The organism is Mesorhizobium sp. M1182 (assembly GCF_040318335.1).
Lineage (GTDB): Bacteria > Pseudomonadota > Alphaproteobacteria > Rhizobiales > Rhizobiaceae > Mesorhizobium.
The window spans coordinates 32348-46921 of record NZ_JAMYMD010000013.1 but is presented as its reverse complement, the minus strand read 5'-3'; the positions used below and the strand labels follow the sequence as shown (position 1 = coordinate 46921).

The 14574-nt window shown below is 61.4% G+C and carries 14 protein-coding genes; 7 read left to right on the top strand and 7 right to left on the bottom strand.

Going from position 1 to position 14574, the window contains the following annotated elements:
- Positions 1-43: 43 nt before the first annotated feature.
- The 4 genes from NKH33_RS17395 to NKH33_RS17380 form a co-directional block, all read right to left on the bottom strand.
- Positions 44-1141, bottom strand: a complete 1098-nt coding sequence (locus NKH33_RS17395) for a polyamine ABC transporter substrate-binding protein (RefSeq protein WP_352773946.1) — start codon at positions 1139-1141, stop codon at positions 44-46.
- 352 nt (positions 1142-1493) lie between these two features.
- Positions 1494-2447: a DMT family transporter gene (locus tag NKH33_RS17390; protein WP_352920761.1), complete on the bottom strand. Its 954-nt coding sequence runs from the start codon at positions 2445-2447 to the stop codon at positions 1494-1496.
- 182 nt (positions 2448-2629) lie between these two features.
- Complete coding sequence (locus tag NKH33_RS17385) at positions 2630-3502, bottom strand: DUF2167 domain-containing protein (protein ID WP_352920759.1); 873 nt, start codon at positions 3500-3502, stop codon at positions 2630-2632.
- Between the two features lie 218 nt (positions 3503-3720).
- Complete coding sequence (locus tag NKH33_RS17380; RefSeq protein WP_352472710.1) at positions 3721-5172, bottom strand: helix-turn-helix domain-containing protein; 1452 nt, start codon at positions 5170-5172, stop codon at positions 3721-3723.
- Between the two features lie 238 nt (positions 5173-5410).
- Between NKH33_RS17380 and aceA the strand changes: the two genes are divergently transcribed.
- Together aceA and NKH33_RS17370 are read left to right on the top strand one after the other, a co-directional pair.
- A complete protein-coding gene (aceA, locus tag NKH33_RS17375; protein WP_352920757.1) occupies positions 5411-6700 on the top strand; it encodes an isocitrate lyase in 1290 nt (429 codons plus the stop codon).
- A gap of 78 nt (positions 6701-6778) precedes the next feature.
- Positions 6779-7021 (top strand): SMc00767 family acetate metabolism repressor, encoded by a 243-nt coding sequence (locus tag NKH33_RS17370; RefSeq protein WP_023719402.1) that lies wholly within the window; start codon positions 6779-6781, stop codon positions 7019-7021.
- 65 nt (positions 7022-7086) lie between these two features.
- Here NKH33_RS17370 and NKH33_RS17365 read toward each other — a convergent pair whose 3' ends face one another.
- Positions 7087-7545 carry a RidA family protein gene (locus NKH33_RS17365; protein WP_352920755.1) on the bottom strand — a complete coding sequence of 153 codons (459 nt, stop codon included), beginning with the start codon at positions 7543-7545 and terminating at the stop codon, positions 7087-7089.
- 431 nt (positions 7546-7976) lie between these two features.
- Between NKH33_RS17365 and NKH33_RS17360 the strand changes: the two genes are divergently transcribed.
- Entirely contained in the window at positions 7977-8366 is a 390-nt protein-coding gene (locus NKH33_RS17360) for an ANTAR domain-containing protein (protein WP_352502068.1), read from the top strand.
- Between the two features lie 32 nt (positions 8367-8398).
- On the opposite strand, the gene NKH33_RS17355 is transcribed toward NKH33_RS17360, so the two are convergent.
- Positions 8399-9115, bottom strand: a complete 717-nt coding sequence (locus NKH33_RS17355; RefSeq protein ID WP_352541759.1) for an HAD family hydrolase — start codon at positions 9113-9115, stop codon at positions 8399-8401.
- 169 nt (positions 9116-9284) lie between these two features.
- Between NKH33_RS17355 and NKH33_RS17350 the strand changes: the two genes are divergently transcribed.
- From NKH33_RS17350 to NKH33_RS17335, 4 genes are all read left to right on the top strand, one after another.
- A complete protein-coding gene (locus NKH33_RS17350) occupies positions 9285-10718 on the top strand; it encodes a glutamine synthetase family protein (protein ID WP_352457076.1) in 1434 nt (477 codons plus the stop codon).
- Positions 10719-10776: 58 nt separating this feature from the next.
- Positions 10777-11145, top strand: a complete 369-nt coding sequence (locus NKH33_RS17345) for a four helix bundle protein (protein WP_352850974.1) — start codon at positions 10777-10779, stop codon at positions 11143-11145.
- A gap of 49 nt (positions 11146-11194) precedes the next feature.
- Complete coding sequence (locus NKH33_RS17340; RefSeq protein WP_352920752.1) at positions 11195-12481, top strand: NAD(P)/FAD-dependent oxidoreductase; 1287 nt, start codon at positions 11195-11197, stop codon at positions 12479-12481.
- Between the two features lie 259 nt (positions 12482-12740).
- Positions 12741-13541 carry an SH3 domain-containing protein gene (locus NKH33_RS17335; RefSeq protein WP_352472716.1) on the top strand — a complete coding sequence of 267 codons (801 nt, stop codon included), beginning with the start codon at positions 12741-12743 and terminating at the stop codon, positions 13539-13541.
- A 63-nt stretch (positions 13542-13604) separates the two neighbouring features.
- Here the strand turns inward: NKH33_RS17335 and NKH33_RS17330 are convergent, their stop codons facing one another.
- A complete protein-coding gene (locus NKH33_RS17330; RefSeq protein WP_023677438.1) occupies positions 13605-14351 on the bottom strand; it encodes an SDR family oxidoreductase in 747 nt (248 codons plus the stop codon).
- Between the last annotated feature and the right edge of the window lie 223 nt (positions 14352-14574).

The following is a 14574-nucleotide window of genomic DNA, read 5'->3' as shown; positions in this document are numbered from 1 at the left end:
GAGAAAGCGGCCCGGCAACGGCTGCCGGGCCCTGGTCAGGTTGCTATTGGCCGGTGACGATCTTGGTCCAGGTGCGGGTGATGATGCGCTGGGTCTTGGGATCGTAAGGCGAAACGGTGTAGAGCTTCTGCATAGTCGCGGCGTCGGGATAGATCGCAGGATCTTCCAGAATCGCCTTGTCGATGAACTGCTGCGAAGCCTTGTTGCCGTTGGCGTACAGAACGGCATTTGATGATTTGGCGATCACTTCCGGCCTCATCATGTAGTTGAGAAATTCGTGTGCCTCGGCGACGTGCGGTGCATCGGCCGGTATCGCCATCTGATCAAACCATATCTGCGCCCCTTCCTTCGGCACGGAGTAGCCGATTTCGACACCCTGCTTGGCTTCATCGGCGCGATCGCGCGCCTGGAAGATGTCGCCCGAGAAGCCGACCGCCAGGCAGATATCGCCGTTGGCCAGGGCGTTGATGTATTCGGAAGAGTGGAACTTGCGGATGTAGGGCCGGATCTTGAGCAGTGCCTCCTCGGCCTTGGCGATATCGTCGGCAGACGTGCTGTTCGGGTCAAGACCGAGATATTTCAATGCAGCCGGTATCATGTCCGCCGGCGAGTCCAGCACATGAACGCCGCAATCATTGAGCTTCTTCAGTGTGTCTGGATTGAAGAAAACATCCCAGCTGTCGATCTTGTCGGAGCCAAGTGCCGCCTGCACTTTCTTGATGTTGTAGCCAATTCCGACCGTTCCCCACATATAGTTGACGGAATATTCGTTGCCGGGGTCGTATTCATTGGTCCGCTCCGAAATAACATCCCACATGTTGGAAATATTCGGCAGTTTCGATTTGTCGAGCTTCTGGAACACACCCGCCTGGATCTGTCGTGCAAGGAAATTGCCGCTGGGCACGACGACATCGTAGCCGCTGCCGCCGGCGAGCAGTTTCGTTTCCAGGATCTCGTTGGAATCGAAAGTGTCGTAGACGACCTTGATGCCGGTTTCCTTGGTGAAGTCGTCGATGATCGAACTGTCGATATAGTCCGACCAGTTGAAGACGTTGACGACGCGATCCTCGGCATGCGCGCCCAAGGTAAAAACTGCCAGAAACGCCGAAGTCGCCGAAAGCCAGAGCGCTTTGCGGGTCATGCTATTCTCCTTTGATGAGTGTTCCGTCGCCAGCTCGTCGCGGCGTCCGCGCGGCTGGGCATTTGCTTCAAGGTATTGGGCTTGCAGGCAGGCGACAAGCGCGAATTGCCGGCGCCATTATCGTTCGGCGGCGAGCCGACAGCGAAGACCTGGCGTGGCGTTGGTGGTGTTCCGACGCCGTCGGAAGCTTTCGCTACGGCGCGGGCAGGGAGACGACGATATTGTCCGGCCTCGATGCGACCGGCATGGAGACTTGGCAAGATACGCCTGTCTTGTTGTTGCCGTGATCGCAGCCTGCCCGCGCGGCTGCGACGTTGTCAATGGTTCATCTCGCTTTGACGCGCGCACTGCATCAATTAGGTGACGGCACACCGGTGACGCCCGCTCGCGCGGGCCGCGTCTGGCGTTTGAACTCGAGCCCGATATGGACGAGCAGCGCGGTGACCACGACCGCACCGCCGACGATGGTGCGCGCCGACGGCACCTCGGAATGGATGAGCCAGACCCAGATCGGACCAAGGATCGGTTCGAACGTGCCGAGCAGCGCCGCGACGGCGGCCGGAACAAGCCGGGCTCCGGTGGCGAAGAAGGCGAGACCGAGTCCCAGATTGACCACGCCGAAGGCAAAGAGGAAGCCCATATCATGGCTGGAGACGCCCAGCGCCGACGCCTGCGATGCCGCAAAGGCGGCCGCCAGCATCGTGCCGAGGCAGGTCGCTGGCGTCATGCGCACATGGGCAAAGCGGCGCGTGATGACGGTGGCGATCGAGAACATGACAGCGATGAGCAGCGCCAGCCCGTCGCCAATTGGCGACACCGCGCCATCGAGCGATTCCGACACCATGATGGCGACGCCGACAATAACGGCGGCGATCGCCACCCAGGTCGCCACCGCCACCCGTTCGCGAAACAGCGCCCAGGCAAACAGCGCCGCCAGAAGCGGCACGCCGGCCTGCATCAACAGGATGTTGGCGACGGTGGTATAGGCAAGCGCCACGACGAAAGAGGTCGACGCCGTGGCGAAGCAGAACGCCACCGCAAGGCCGGCCAGGCCCATGCCGCGAAACAGCTTCAGCGTGCCACGCCAGCCATCGCGCCAGACCATGAAGCAGAGCAGGAAGGCGGCGGCCCAGACCGAGCGCCAGAACACCACCGTCCAGCTGTCGGCGTTGTCGATGAAGCGCGCAATGCTGCCGCCGAAGCTCCACATCAACGCCGACAGGAATACCAGCAGGAAGCCGACGCGTTCGCCTTGCGGCGACACGATCGGCGAAGCGGCAACCGGAGATGATGCGGTATCGGTCATGGGTATGACTGTCGGCGAATTCGGAGCAGCACGATGTGCAATGGACGACAGAGACGTGCCTCATTCGCGTAACGCAAAGCAGAAGGCCGGGCGTGATCCAGTTCGATGTTCCGTTTGGCGCACTGATGAGGGCGCCTCGCCCCTCGCCCGGCGATGATCCGAGGCGACTTGTCGATGATGCGTTACGAGGTGCTCTTGTTGCCGCGGATAAAACGCCAGAGACCGGCCAGCGGAACCAGCAGGAGCAGGCCAAACTTTTTCAGCGCGATCAGCGCCACGACCAGAAAACCTGCTTTCGCCGCCAGCTTGCCGGCAATCAGGCCACCGACGCCAATCGCCGCAACCGTATCGACGCCCGGCACGAAATCGGCGTATGTCTTGCCGGTATTGAAGTCCGCGAGGCCAAGCACCTCATCCAGGCTTTGCCTTATCTCCGGCAATTGTTCCACCGTCGCGATATAGCTCATCACGAAGACGCCCTCCCTGCCAAGGAAACGGACGTCGTAGTTGAGCGTATGGGCGGCATCGTTGCCAAATTGCAGCTCCTTGGCCCAGTGCAGGCGCTTGTGGGCCGCGTCATAAACCGGCGGCGACGCCCAGCCGATCAGCGTAATGGGCGCATAGCCATCCTTTACCCTCTGATCGTTGCCGGACAGAGTGTCTGACTGCATGTTGCGCAGCAGTTCATTGTAATCGATGGACGCGGCGTCGCTGTCGTCGACGTAACCGATCTTTTCCCAGCGCAGCTCTATCCCCCAATTGTTGTCGGCAATGGGATCATGGGAGACTGGAAAGATCATGCCGAGGGCATCGGAACCAGAGTCGGGCGGATTGCCCCAGGCTTCGGTGAGGACGGAGAGCGTGTCCTTCTTGTCCAGAAAATAGAACTTGTCCTTGAGGTCGAGATGGATGCCTTCGGCAAGATTTATCGCGCCGGTCTTCGGATCGATCTTGTCCAGCAACGCCTTGCCGGCATCATTATACTGTTGATAGGACTTGAAGAAATCCGAGGACTTTTCAGCCAATGCGGGATCGGCCGAAAACGCGAGCGCCAAGCCAAAAAACTGTCCTGCCCATCATTGATCCCCCGACCGTTGCGCAGTTCTTTTTTTTGATACCGTACCGTCAATGCTGAATCAATATTCGGCTGAATCAATATTTTGGCCGAACCAATATTTTGGCCGGCAACCGCGAACCAGCTTACTGGTTGCCGCCGCAGGAACAGATGAGGTCCTTTGGTCGAAGATTCAGCCGCAATATTGCTGGAGCCGAATCACTGGAAATCGAACGCCGACAGTCCCGTGACCATCTCGTCGAGGCCGAGCGGACGTGTAACGGGTGGCTCGGCGCGGGCGAGGCAGCCGATGCGTTCGCACAGCCGGCAGGCAGGGCCGACCGGCGTAGCCAGCGCAGCGGCGCTCTGTCCGGTCTTGCCGATGGCGGCCGGCCCCGGCAATGCCGCTCCATAGACGACCTCGTCGCGAAAACCGATGTCGCAGCCGAGCAACAGCGCCGTGCGCCGCGGGCGCTCGGCAAACGAGCCCTGCGGCCCCTCGAGCGTGCGGGCAATGCAGAGAAACGCTGCGCCATCTGGCATTTCCACTGCCTCGACCAGGATCTGGCCGGGCTGAGCGAAGGCGGCATGGACCGGCAGCTTCGGACAGCCGCCGCCGAAGCGGCTTTGCGGAAAGCCGTGGCTGCCCGCCTTGCGGAAGCGATTGCCGGCATTGTCGACCTCGAGCATGAAGAACGGCACAGCCAGCGCACCCGGCCGCTGCAGGGTGGTCAGCCGGTTGGCCGCCTGCTCGAACGAAACGCCGAAGCGCGACCGCAACATGTCGATGTCATAGCGGGCGCGGACCGCCGCCGCGTGAAAAGGCTGATAGGGCATCATCAGCGCGTGCGCGGCATAGCGGCCGAGCTCGAAACGCGCCAGCCGGCGGGCTTCGTCGGTGGTCAGCTTCAGCACCTGGATCTCGGCGGCGACAGCGACGCTCATGCGGATCAGGCAGGCCTCCATCGCCACCTCGCGCAGTTGATCGAATGGCGACAGCCGCTCGGACAGGAACAGGCGCTGCGAGTGACGGTCATAGCGACGCCGCCAGTTGGGCATGGTGGCGACCGGCAGTACCTTGACGACGATGCCGAATTCACGCCGCAGCCAGGCCTTCAACGCACTGAACAGATCGTCGCCGGGATCGAGCACCGACGTGAATGCCTCGGCTTCCTCTTCGAGCGCGGCAAAATGGTTCGGCCGGCGTTCGAAAATCTCATGCACCTCGTCGATCGGCAGCCTGGCACCGGAGAGGGCGGTGGCCTTGCCCTCACGCGCGAGCAGCTCGTTGATATCCGACAATCGCTCGGCCTGCTCGCGATAGGCGCGAAACAGCTTTATGACGGCGGCGGAAGCATTTGGCGCCGCCTCGGCAAGCTCGATGAGTTCCTGGTCGCCCGGCAGTTCGCCGGCCAGCAACGGATCTGAAAACACTTCCTTCAAATCGGCGACCGACCCCCTCGCCTCGCCCTGCAATTCATGTGGGTCGACCTTGTAGACGGTTGCCAGTCTCAGGATCAGTTGCACCGTCAGCGGCCGCTGGTTGCGCTCGATGAGATTGAGATAGGACGGCGAGATGCCGAGCCCTTCGGCCATCGCCGTCTGGGTCAGCCCCTTGGCGTTGCGGATGCGACGAATGCGCGGCCCGGCAAAGATTTTGTGGTCGGCCAATCGAGTTTCCTTGACAGAAATTTACATCCGCTGATGGCATGGCTGTCTTTACAATCATGACAGATTTACAGCTCTCATCAGTCAAACACAACACAGGTTTTCCCTTATTTTATGACTGATCAGGAGGTTTACCTCGCTTGCGTCGTGCCGACGTGTAAATGGTGTCACACATATGGCGCACATATTTTCCCTCTGCGACGCCTTCCTAAACCGGCATCAAAACCGCCTGGAGTGATCAATGACCGACTTTTACAACCTCGTCCCGTCGGCGCCGCAAGGCCGCTTTGATGGCATCGAACGGCCCTATTCGCCGGAGGAGGTGAAGCGGCTGCGCGGCTCGGTGCAGATCCGGCAGAGCCTCGCCGAAATGGGGGCAAACCGGCTGTGGCAGCTCATCCATGAAGAGGATTTCGTCAACGCGCTCGGTGCCATGTCGGGCAACCAGGCGATGCAGCAGGTGCGGGCCGGGCTGAAAGCGATCTATCTGTCAGGATGGCAGGTCGCCGCCGATGCCAACACCGCTTCCGCCATGTACCCGGACCAGTCGCTCTATCCCGCCAATGCCGCGCCCGAGCTGGTCAAGCGCATAAACCGCACCTTACAGCGCGCCGACCAGATCGAGACTTCGGAAGGCAACGGGCTGTCGGTCGACACCTGGTTCGCCCCGATCGTCGCCGACGCCGCAGCCGGCCGCGGCGGGCCGCTCAACGCCTTCGAGATCATGAAGGCGTTCATCGAGGCGGGTGCGGCCGGCGTCCATTACGAGGACCAACTGGCTTCGGAGAAGAAATGCGGCCATCTCGGCGGCAAGGTACTGATCCCGACCGCCGCACACATCCGCAACCTCAACGCCGCGCGGCTTGCCGCCGACGTCATGGGCACGCCGACGCTGGTCGTGGCGCGCACCGACGCTGAAGCGGCAAAGCTCTTGACCTCCGACATCGACGAACGCGACCGGCCCTTCGTCGATTATGGCGCCGGCCGCACGGCGGAGGGCTTCTACCATGTCAGCAACGGCATCGAGCCCTGCATCGCCCGCGCCGTCGCCTATGCGCCCTATGCGGACCTGATCTGGTGCGAGACTTCCAAGCCCGATCTGGCGCAGGCCAGGACGTTTGCCGAAGGTGTGCGCAAGCACCATCCGGGCAAGCTGCTTGCCTATAATTGCTCGCCGTCTTTCAACTGGAAGAAGAATCTCGACGACGCGACGATTGCGAAATTCCAGAAGGAACTCGGCGCCATGGGTTACAAGTTCCAGTTCATTACGCTGGCCGGTTTCCACCAGCTCAATTTCGGCATGTTCGAGCTCGCCCGCGGCTACAAGGAGCGGCAGATGGCAGCCTATTCGGAACTGCAGGAGGCGGAATTCGCCGCGGAAGCCAATGGCTACACCGCCACCAAGCACCAGCGCGAGGTCGGCACCGGCTATTTCGACGCCGTCTCGATGGCGATCACCGGTGGCCAGTCTTCGACCACGGCCATGCATGGATCGACCGAGCACGCCCAATTCAGGCCGGCGGCGGAATAGCGGAACAGCAGACAAACAGAGGGAACGCCCAAGCGGGCATGGCAACACAACAGGCATGGCAACACAGGGAGAAGACCAATGGCATCGATAAGCCGCGTCAAGGAACGGGCCGAAGAGCAGGCCACCAGCATGAATGTCGACCAGCAGGCGACCATCCGCATGCTGGCGAACGATCTGCACAGGCTCAATCAGTCGGTGATGAAGGCGGTCGAGGCCGGCGTCTCGGTCGAGCTGGTGCGCTCGGCACGGCACCATGGCGGCGACGGCAACTGGGGCGATCTGCTGATCCCGGTTATCGTCACACAGCGGAGCCACGACTAATGAATTCTACCGCACCGCGCCTTTTTTGAACGCGGGCTATCGCACCTCGCAGGCAGCGGCCCTGCCTAATCCGGCAGAGCCGCTAGTGCAACGATTTCAATGACAAGATCAGGCTGCGCAAGCGCTGCAACGCCAATAATTTCCGAGGGCGGCGGGTTGTTGTAGCTGCAGTGCTTCGGGCAGTGCACCGCAAAGAATTCGTCCAAGACGTCCAGGCGAAAATTGGGAGAGCTCAAAACGCCGCCATCGGGAAATGGTCCCTTAACGAAGAAGGTCAGCCTGATCAGATGCTCGAGCGCACTGCCAAGCTCCTCCAGGTCTGATTTGATATTGGTGAGAATTGTGCGCCACTGTGCCGCTGCACCGCCAATGGCGCCGCCGCCGCTTTTGCCGATCGGATCGTAGTCCTCGGCGGTCGCGGTGTTTCCGGAAAGGTAGACAAACCCCTTCGCGCCGGTAACGACCGTACCCTTTCCCCATTTCAACCGGCCATTTTTGAATTTCTTGTGAGTCACGAGTTCCATTGTCATCTCCCGTCGATCAAAGAGACGTGTGTAGCCAACGAGGAAGGGTAGTCCGGCGAGGCGATGCGACAAGCTCGCGACAGACTTGCCTCGACTTCATCCAACCTTTCGTCAATCTGGCTATAGCTGTTAGTTGACGCGTTCGCGCTGCACAGCCAAACTTAGCTGAGCCTGCCCGTTTGTGGTGGCGACTTCTCCTTTCGAGCGGCGGCAAAGAAAAGCATTTAATTTTAATTTTAATGTTTCTTGCGATATTCTCCTGATACGCCATTTGAGCTTGACATGAGCAGTGATCTCACGCCAATTACCTCTCGAGTTTCAACCCTGCATTGAAACATTGAACAACGGCCTGCCCCGCCATGTGCCCTGCGAATCGCGACATCGAGACTGCAAAACAGCTGCCTTTCGTTAGCCGGGACGTGGAGACGCGGATGCTCCCGGATTTCTCGCGGGTGCTGGTGGTCGGAAAATCACCGATCAACCGGGTCGTGGTTTCAAAGATCGTCGAGCGGTCCGGCCTCAAACCGATCTCGGAAACTCCCGAAACCGCGGCAAAGGCCTTGCATGCGCTGATTCCCGGCACTGTCGTTCTCGACGGCGGTGCGGAGAATGGGGACTGCGACGCCTTGCTGTCGGGTATCGATGCACTGCGAAGGGCGTCAGGCAGATCGCTTCCGTCGGTGATCCTGCTTTCCGTCAAGACCGGCACGCCGGAGAGCCTGGGCCTGTCCAGCGTCATCGATGCAGTGGTCGTCAAGCCGATCACCACCGAACGGCTGCAGCCGGTGATCGACCGGCTGGTCGGGGTCGGCCGCACCTGACGCCTACCGCGATGCCTCGGCTGCAGACCTGATCAATCAATCTCGCCAATATGCTCGATCAAGCCCGGCAGTTCACCGAGATTGGCTATCTGGCGAAAGCGCGGTGCCGAGACCGGCGGCTCGACATGTTCCAGCACCCAGGTGAGCTCATGCGGAACGTGGATGCCCCAACTGCCGGCTTCGATGGCCGGCACGACGTCCGACTTGAGCGAGTTGCCGACCATCATGCCCTTTTCCGGGCCGTCGCCGTGGCGGCTGAAGATGCGGGTATAGGTGGCCGCGCTCTTGTCGCTGACGATCTCGACGGCATCAAACAGCTCGCCAAGGCCGGATTGCGCGAGCTTGCGTTCCTGGTCGAACAGGTCACCCTTGGTGATCAGCACCAGGCGGTAAGCGCCGGCCAGCTTTTCCACGGTCTCGCGCGCATGGGGAAGCGGCTCGATCGGATGGCTGAGCATCTCGCGGCCCGCGGCGAGAATTTCAGCAATGGTTGAGGCAGGCACCTGGCCTTCGGTGACCTCGATCGCCGTCTCGATCATCGACAGCGTAAATCCCTTGATGCCGAAGCCGTAGACCGCGAGGTTGCGCTTCTCGGCCTCCAGCAATCTTGCCGAAATCCGATCCTCCTCGGCGTGGTCGGCGAGCAGCGCGGAGAGGCGCTGCTCGGTCATGCGGAAGAACTGTTCGTTCTGCCACAGCGTGTCGTCGGCATCGAAGCCGATCGTTGTCAGTTTGCGGCTGTGTTGCATTCGACGTCTTCAATTGCGGCGTTGCGGGACGCCGACCCTAGACCAGGATGTTTTTATCCGGAAGTCGTTGTGTTTCCCCGGCTAGTCGAGGCGGACGCCAGCCGGCTCCCCTTCCCTTTCGTCGCCGGCAACGGCTATACTCCACAATCTGCAACAAATCTGGTGATTGATGCCGCCTGCAAAAAAGGAAGTCCGTCCGTCGAGCCGCGGAGGACGCGCCCGCACGCCTGCCTTCGTGAAAAACCAACGTGGCGTCAAGAACTGGAAGGAAGTCAGCGCCTGGCTGGAATGGCGCGGCATCGAAGATATCGAATGCATCACACCCGACCAGGCCGGGGTTGCGCGCGGCAAGATGATGCCATCGAAGAAGTTCACCTCCAACACCTCGCTGGCGCTGCCTTCGGCGGTGTTCATGACAACGATTTCCGGCGGCTATCCGGAGGACGGCAACGGCTTCCACTATCCGGAGGACGACGGCGACCTCAAGCTGATGCCTGACCTCTCGACGCTGACGGTGGTGCCGTGGGAGGAGGACCCTACTGCGGCGGTTATCTGCGACCTCGTCCACCAGGACGGCCGCTCGGTCGAGTTCACGCCGCGCAACGTGCTGAAGCGCGTGCTTGCCGCCTATGACAAGCGTGGGCTGAGGCCGGTCGTGGCACCCGAGATCGAGTTCTACCTGGTGCGCAAGAACCCCGATCCGGACTATCCGCTGACCCCGCCAGTAGGTCGATCGGGACGGCCGATCGGCGGCGGCGCCGGCTATTCGATCGCCGGGGTTAACGAATTCGACGAATTGATCGACGACATCTACCATTTCTCCGAAAGCCAGGGCCTGGAGATCGACACGCTGATCCACGAGGAGGGCGCCGGCCAGCTCGAAATCAATCTGCGTCACGGCGATCCGATCGAGCTCGCCGACCAGGTGTTCATGTTCAAGCGAACCATCCGCGAGGCGGCGCTCAAGCACGAGATCTACGCCACGTTTATGGCCAAGCCGATCCAAGGGCAGCCCGGTTCGGCCATGCATATCCATCAGTCGATCATCGACAAGAAGACCGGCAAGAACGTCTTTTCGGCGGAGGACGGCTCGGAGACCGAGGCCTTCTTCCACTTCATCGGCGGCATGCAGAAACATGTGCCCAACGCGCTGGTGATGTTTGCGCCCTATGTCAATTCCTACCGGCGGCTGACGCAGTCGGCCTCGGCGCCGGTCAACAACAAATGGGGCTACGACAACCGCACCACGGCCTTCCGCGTGCCCCGCTCCGACCCGGCGGCGCGGCGCGTCGAAAACCGCATCCCCTCCTCCGACGCCAACCCCTATCTGGCGCTGGCGGCATCGCTTGCCTGCGGACTGATCGGCATGACCAACAAGATCAAGGCCGAGCCGCCGGTTCTGACGACCGCCAACGAGGACCAGATCGACCTGCCGCGCAGCCTGCTCGAAGCCGTCGACCTGTTCGAGGCCGACGAAGAACTCGGCGCGCTGCTCGGCAAGTCATTTGCCGCCACCTATGCGGCGATCAAGCGAGCGGAATTCGAAACCTTCATGGAAGTGATCAGCCCGTGGGAGAGGGAGTATTTGCTGCTGAATGTGTAGTAGGGGAGTAGGGGAGTAGGGGAGTAGGGCAATATGGCAGTAGGGCAGTAGGGCAAGGATGACGGACAAGATCGCATCTTACAGGGATCTGATCGTTTGGCAGCAAGCCATGGACCTAACAGTTGCAATCTACCAGGTGACAACGACTTGGCCGAAAGACGAGATCTACGGGCTGACGGGTCAGGTGCGTCGGGCAGCAACGTCGGTGCCCGCCAACATCGCCGAGGGTTACGGCCGAGAAAGCCGAGCTTCCTACCAGCAGTTTCTCAGGATCGCCCAGGGATCACTCAAGGAACTGGAGACACACCTTTTAATCGCGCAAAGGGTTGGAATTACCTCTCGCGAGGCGGTCGAGTCACTGATGCCCCACAGCGAGAGCGTAGGAAAGCTCTTGCGGCTTCTGATCCGCAAGCTGTCGGCTGAATAGACACCTACTGCCCTACTGCCCTACTGCCCTACTGCCCTAGCCGAGCATCATGACTTACCAATCCCCAATCTCCCCCGGCCGCTCCTGGTACGAAGACACGGCCGGGCCAAGGCCCGAATATCCGGCGCTCGACGGCGACCGGACATGCGATGTGGTGATTGTCGGCGGCGGCTTTACCGGCCTGTCGGCGGCGGCTCATCTCGCCACGACAGGCGCGGATGTCGTGCTTATCGAAACGCATCGTTTCGGTGACGGCGCATCGGGCCGCAATGGTGGCCAGCTCGGCACCGGACAACGGGCCTGGGCAGAGGAACTGGAAGCGGAATACGGCTTTTCCCGCGCCAAGGCGCTGTTCGACCTTGCCGAAGAGGCCAAGGCGCATCTGCTCGACTTTGCCGCGATGCACCAGATCGAGATCGACTATATGCCCGGCCAGATGTCGGTGGCGCACAAGAAGCGCTATGTCGACGACTACAAGGCGCATGCCGAGATCATGGCGAGCCGTTTCGGCTATCCGCACATCTCATTCATGGATGCCGCGGAGACAGCCGAGCGGCTGGGCTCGACGCATTATTTCGGCGGCACCCGCGACACCGGCACCGGCCACATCCATCCGCTGAAACTGGTCATCGGCACCGCAAAGGTGGCGGCAGAGGCCGGCGCAAAGCTTTTCGAGCAGACGCCGTCGACCGGCATCACCTCCGGCGGCGGCAAGGTCAGGGTTGCGACGCCGAAGGGCACGATCACCGCCGCTAAATGCCTGATCGGGGTCAACGCCTATGGCGGCACGCTCGAACCGGTGAGTGCCGCGCATATTATGCCGATCGGCTCCTTCATCGGCGCGACGGTACCGCTGGGAGCCGATTCCAAAATACTGCCGGGTGGCGAGGCGGTCGACGATTCGCGCTTCGTCGTGCGCTATTTCCGCAAATCGAAGGATGGGCGGCTGCTGTTTGGCGGGCGCGAGATCTATGCGGTCAACGATCCCAAGGACATCCACATCCACATCCGCCGGCAGATTGCCGAGATCTATCCGGCACTGAAGGACGTCGAGATCACTCATGGCTGGGGCGGCTACGTCGGCATCACCGTGCCGAGAAAGCCGTTCGTGCGCGAAGTGATGCCCAATGTGACCTCGATCGGCGGTTATTCCGGCCACGGCGTCATGCTGTCGAACTTTTTCGGCAAGCTTTATGCCGAGACGGTCGCCGGCAACCGCGACCGGCTGAAGCTGATCGAGGACCTGAAAATTCCACCCTTCCCCGGCGGCCGGCGTTTGCGCGCGCCACTGCTCTTCCTTGCGCTCAACTGGTACGCGTTGCGGGACAGGATCTAACCAGACGTTGCAGAATCCTTAACCGGGGCGCAGAATTCCCGCCAAGGGCGCAGTGATGCCACAATCGCGGGCGAAAGATGATGCTCGTGGGCAGCTGAACGGGGAATTTTTGCGGGCCTGCCCGCTTTTGGTTTGGGACCGATGCCGATCGAAATGCCGGCTCTCCGGCATGGGTCGTAAGAACATCGGCCCGCAAATGGAGGTGGCAAGTGTGAGAGAGCCCTTCAGTTTCGGCGCGCCGGAACGACGGCGCCTTGCGATGCAATTCGGTTACGATATGCGGCCGACGTTCTGGCACGGGGTCCGGTCGAACGCGCATCTGGTGATAGCCGCGCTTGGCACGGTCGCACTGCTCGGCGTTGCCGCGGTGGCACTGTGGCTGGCATTGCCGGCAAATGAGCGACAAGCGGCCGCAAGTCCTGAGCAGATCGTTCCGACCATCCCGGTCAAGACGACGAAGATCATGCCTGCCAAGGTTGCTGCGGCGCCGCGGACGACGGGCAAGGCAGATGCGGTTTCCCCAGCGGTGGCCGCGGCGGAAGCCGAGATACCAGCGCTGGCTCCCAACGATCCGCGCTGGACAGGGCCAAAGACGGCATCGGCCGCCGCCACGGCAGCGTCCGACCAGCTGGCAAGCCAGACCGAGCAGGCGACCGATAAATCGTCTGCTTCGGTGGCATTCGCCGACCCGGCAGCAAAACCCGACGCTGCGGCATTGTTTGCCAAGGTCGCGGCTCCCGGCAGCTCAACGAAAAACAGCGGGCCCGATGGCGCGCAGACCGCCGCCATCCCCACGCCCAAGCCGCAACTGCCGACGCAGACCGCGAGCGAAGACGACAACAGCACCAAGGCAAATTCCGGAAGAGCCAATACTGCCGGTACCGGACGCATCCTGAGATCCGTCACCATGCGCACCGGCCCAAAAAAGAATGCGGCCGCCATTCTCACCGTGCCGGCCAAGACCTCGGTGCAAGTGATGAGCTGCAAGCAATGGTGCCAGATCGTCTACAACGGCAAGCGCGGCTGGATTTACAAGAGCTACGTCAAAACCGGGGCGTAGGGCCGGCAGAGCGATTGCGGGTCGCTCGCCGTCAGCCAGTCCTCCGCCGGAGGCCCCGGCCGTTCAAATACAACGTCCGCCGTCGACTTCCAGCGCCACGCCAGTGATGAAAGCCGCTTCGTCCGAAGCAAGCCAAAGCGCGGCATTGGCTATGTCGAGCGGCGTCGAAAGCCGGCCGAGCGGGATCGACGCGCGGAACTTCTCGCGGATCTCGGGTGTGTCGGCGCCCATGAATTTCGCGAGCATGCCGGTCTCGCCGGCAACTGGGCAGAGGCAGTTGACGCGGATGTTCTTCGGCGCGAGTTCCACCGCCATCGATTTGGTCGCGGTGATCGCCCAGCCCTTCGATGCATTGTACCAGGTGAGGCCGGGCCGCGGTCTGATACCGGCCGTGGAGGCCGTCGTCAGGATGACGCCACCGCCTTGCCGTTCCATGACCGGCACCACTGCAAGCGCTGCGTGGTAGATCGCCTTCATGTTGACTGATGTGATCAGGTCGAAGGTCGCTTCGTCGACTTCCAGCATGTCACCGTTGCGATGGGTGTAACCCGCGTTGTTGACCATGATGTCGATGCGGCCGAAGGCGCTCATTGCGGCATGGACCATGTCGTCGAATTCGGACCGCAGCGAGACGTCGGTCTGGGTCCAGATCGCCTTTTCGCCGATCTCGCCGGCAACGCGCTCTGCGCCCTTGGCGTTCAGATCGGCGACGACTACCCGCGCGCCCTCCTCGGCAAAGCGCCTGGCCATGCCCTCGCCAAAGCCCGAGGCAGCGCCAGTGATGATTGCGACCTTATTTTTGAGGCGCATGCTTTTCTCACTCATCGTTGAAAGCGATCGATGACGCGTTTGGCCAGGCCATCGAAAGATGTGCGTCCATCGACGATTTCTCCTTTGGCTTTCGCTGCCATCCGGCTCTATGCTGCAACTGCGAAGGCTCCGGAAGCATCGCTTGCCGACAAGCCTCCGGCCAGCGCCGGTGTCAAGAGCACACGCGGATGTGACGCAATGGCACTGGCAAGTTTAAATCGAT

Coding starts and splice junctions, on each gene's coding strand:
- NKH33_RS17395 (WP_352773946.1), bottom strand. CDS start 1,141: ATGACCCGCAAAGCGCTCTGGCTTTCGGCGACTTCGGCGTTTCTGGCA.
- NKH33_RS17390 (WP_352920761.1), bottom strand. CDS start 2,447: ATGACCGATACCGCATCATCTCCGGTTGCCGCTTCGCCGATCGTGTCG.
- aceA (WP_352920757.1), top strand. CDS start 5,411: ATGACCGACTTTTACAACCTCGTCCCGTCGGCGCCGCAAGGCCGCTTT.
- NKH33_RS17370 (WP_023719402.1), top strand. CDS start 6,779: ATGGCATCGATAAGCCGCGTCAAGGAACGGGCCGAAGAGCAGGCCACC.
- NKH33_RS17365 (WP_352920755.1), bottom strand. CDS start 7,545: ATGGAACTCGTGACTCACAAGAAATTCAAAAATGGCCGGTTGAAATGG.
- NKH33_RS17360 (WP_352502068.1), top strand. CDS start 7,977: ATGCTCCCGGATTTCTCGCGGGTGCTGGTGGTCGGAAAATCACCGATC.
- NKH33_RS17355 (WP_352541759.1), bottom strand. CDS start 9,115: ATGCAACACAGCCGCAAACTGACAACGATCGGCTTCGATGCCGACGAC.
- NKH33_RS17350 (WP_352457076.1), top strand. CDS start 9,285: ATGCCGCCTGCAAAAAAGGAAGTCCGTCCGTCGAGCCGCGGAGGACGC.
- NKH33_RS17345 (WP_352850974.1), top strand. CDS start 10,777: ATGACGGACAAGATCGCATCTTACAGGGATCTGATCGTTTGGCAGCAA.
- NKH33_RS17340 (WP_352920752.1), top strand. CDS start 11,195: ATGACTTACCAATCCCCAATCTCCCCCGGCCGCTCCTGGTACGAAGAC.
- NKH33_RS17335 (WP_352472716.1), top strand. CDS start 12,741: ATGCAATTCGGTTACGATATGCGGCCGACGTTCTGGCACGGGGTCCGG.
- NKH33_RS17330 (WP_023677438.1), bottom strand. CDS start 14,351: ATGCGCCTCAAAAATAAGGTCGCAATCATCACTGGCGCTGCCTCGGGC.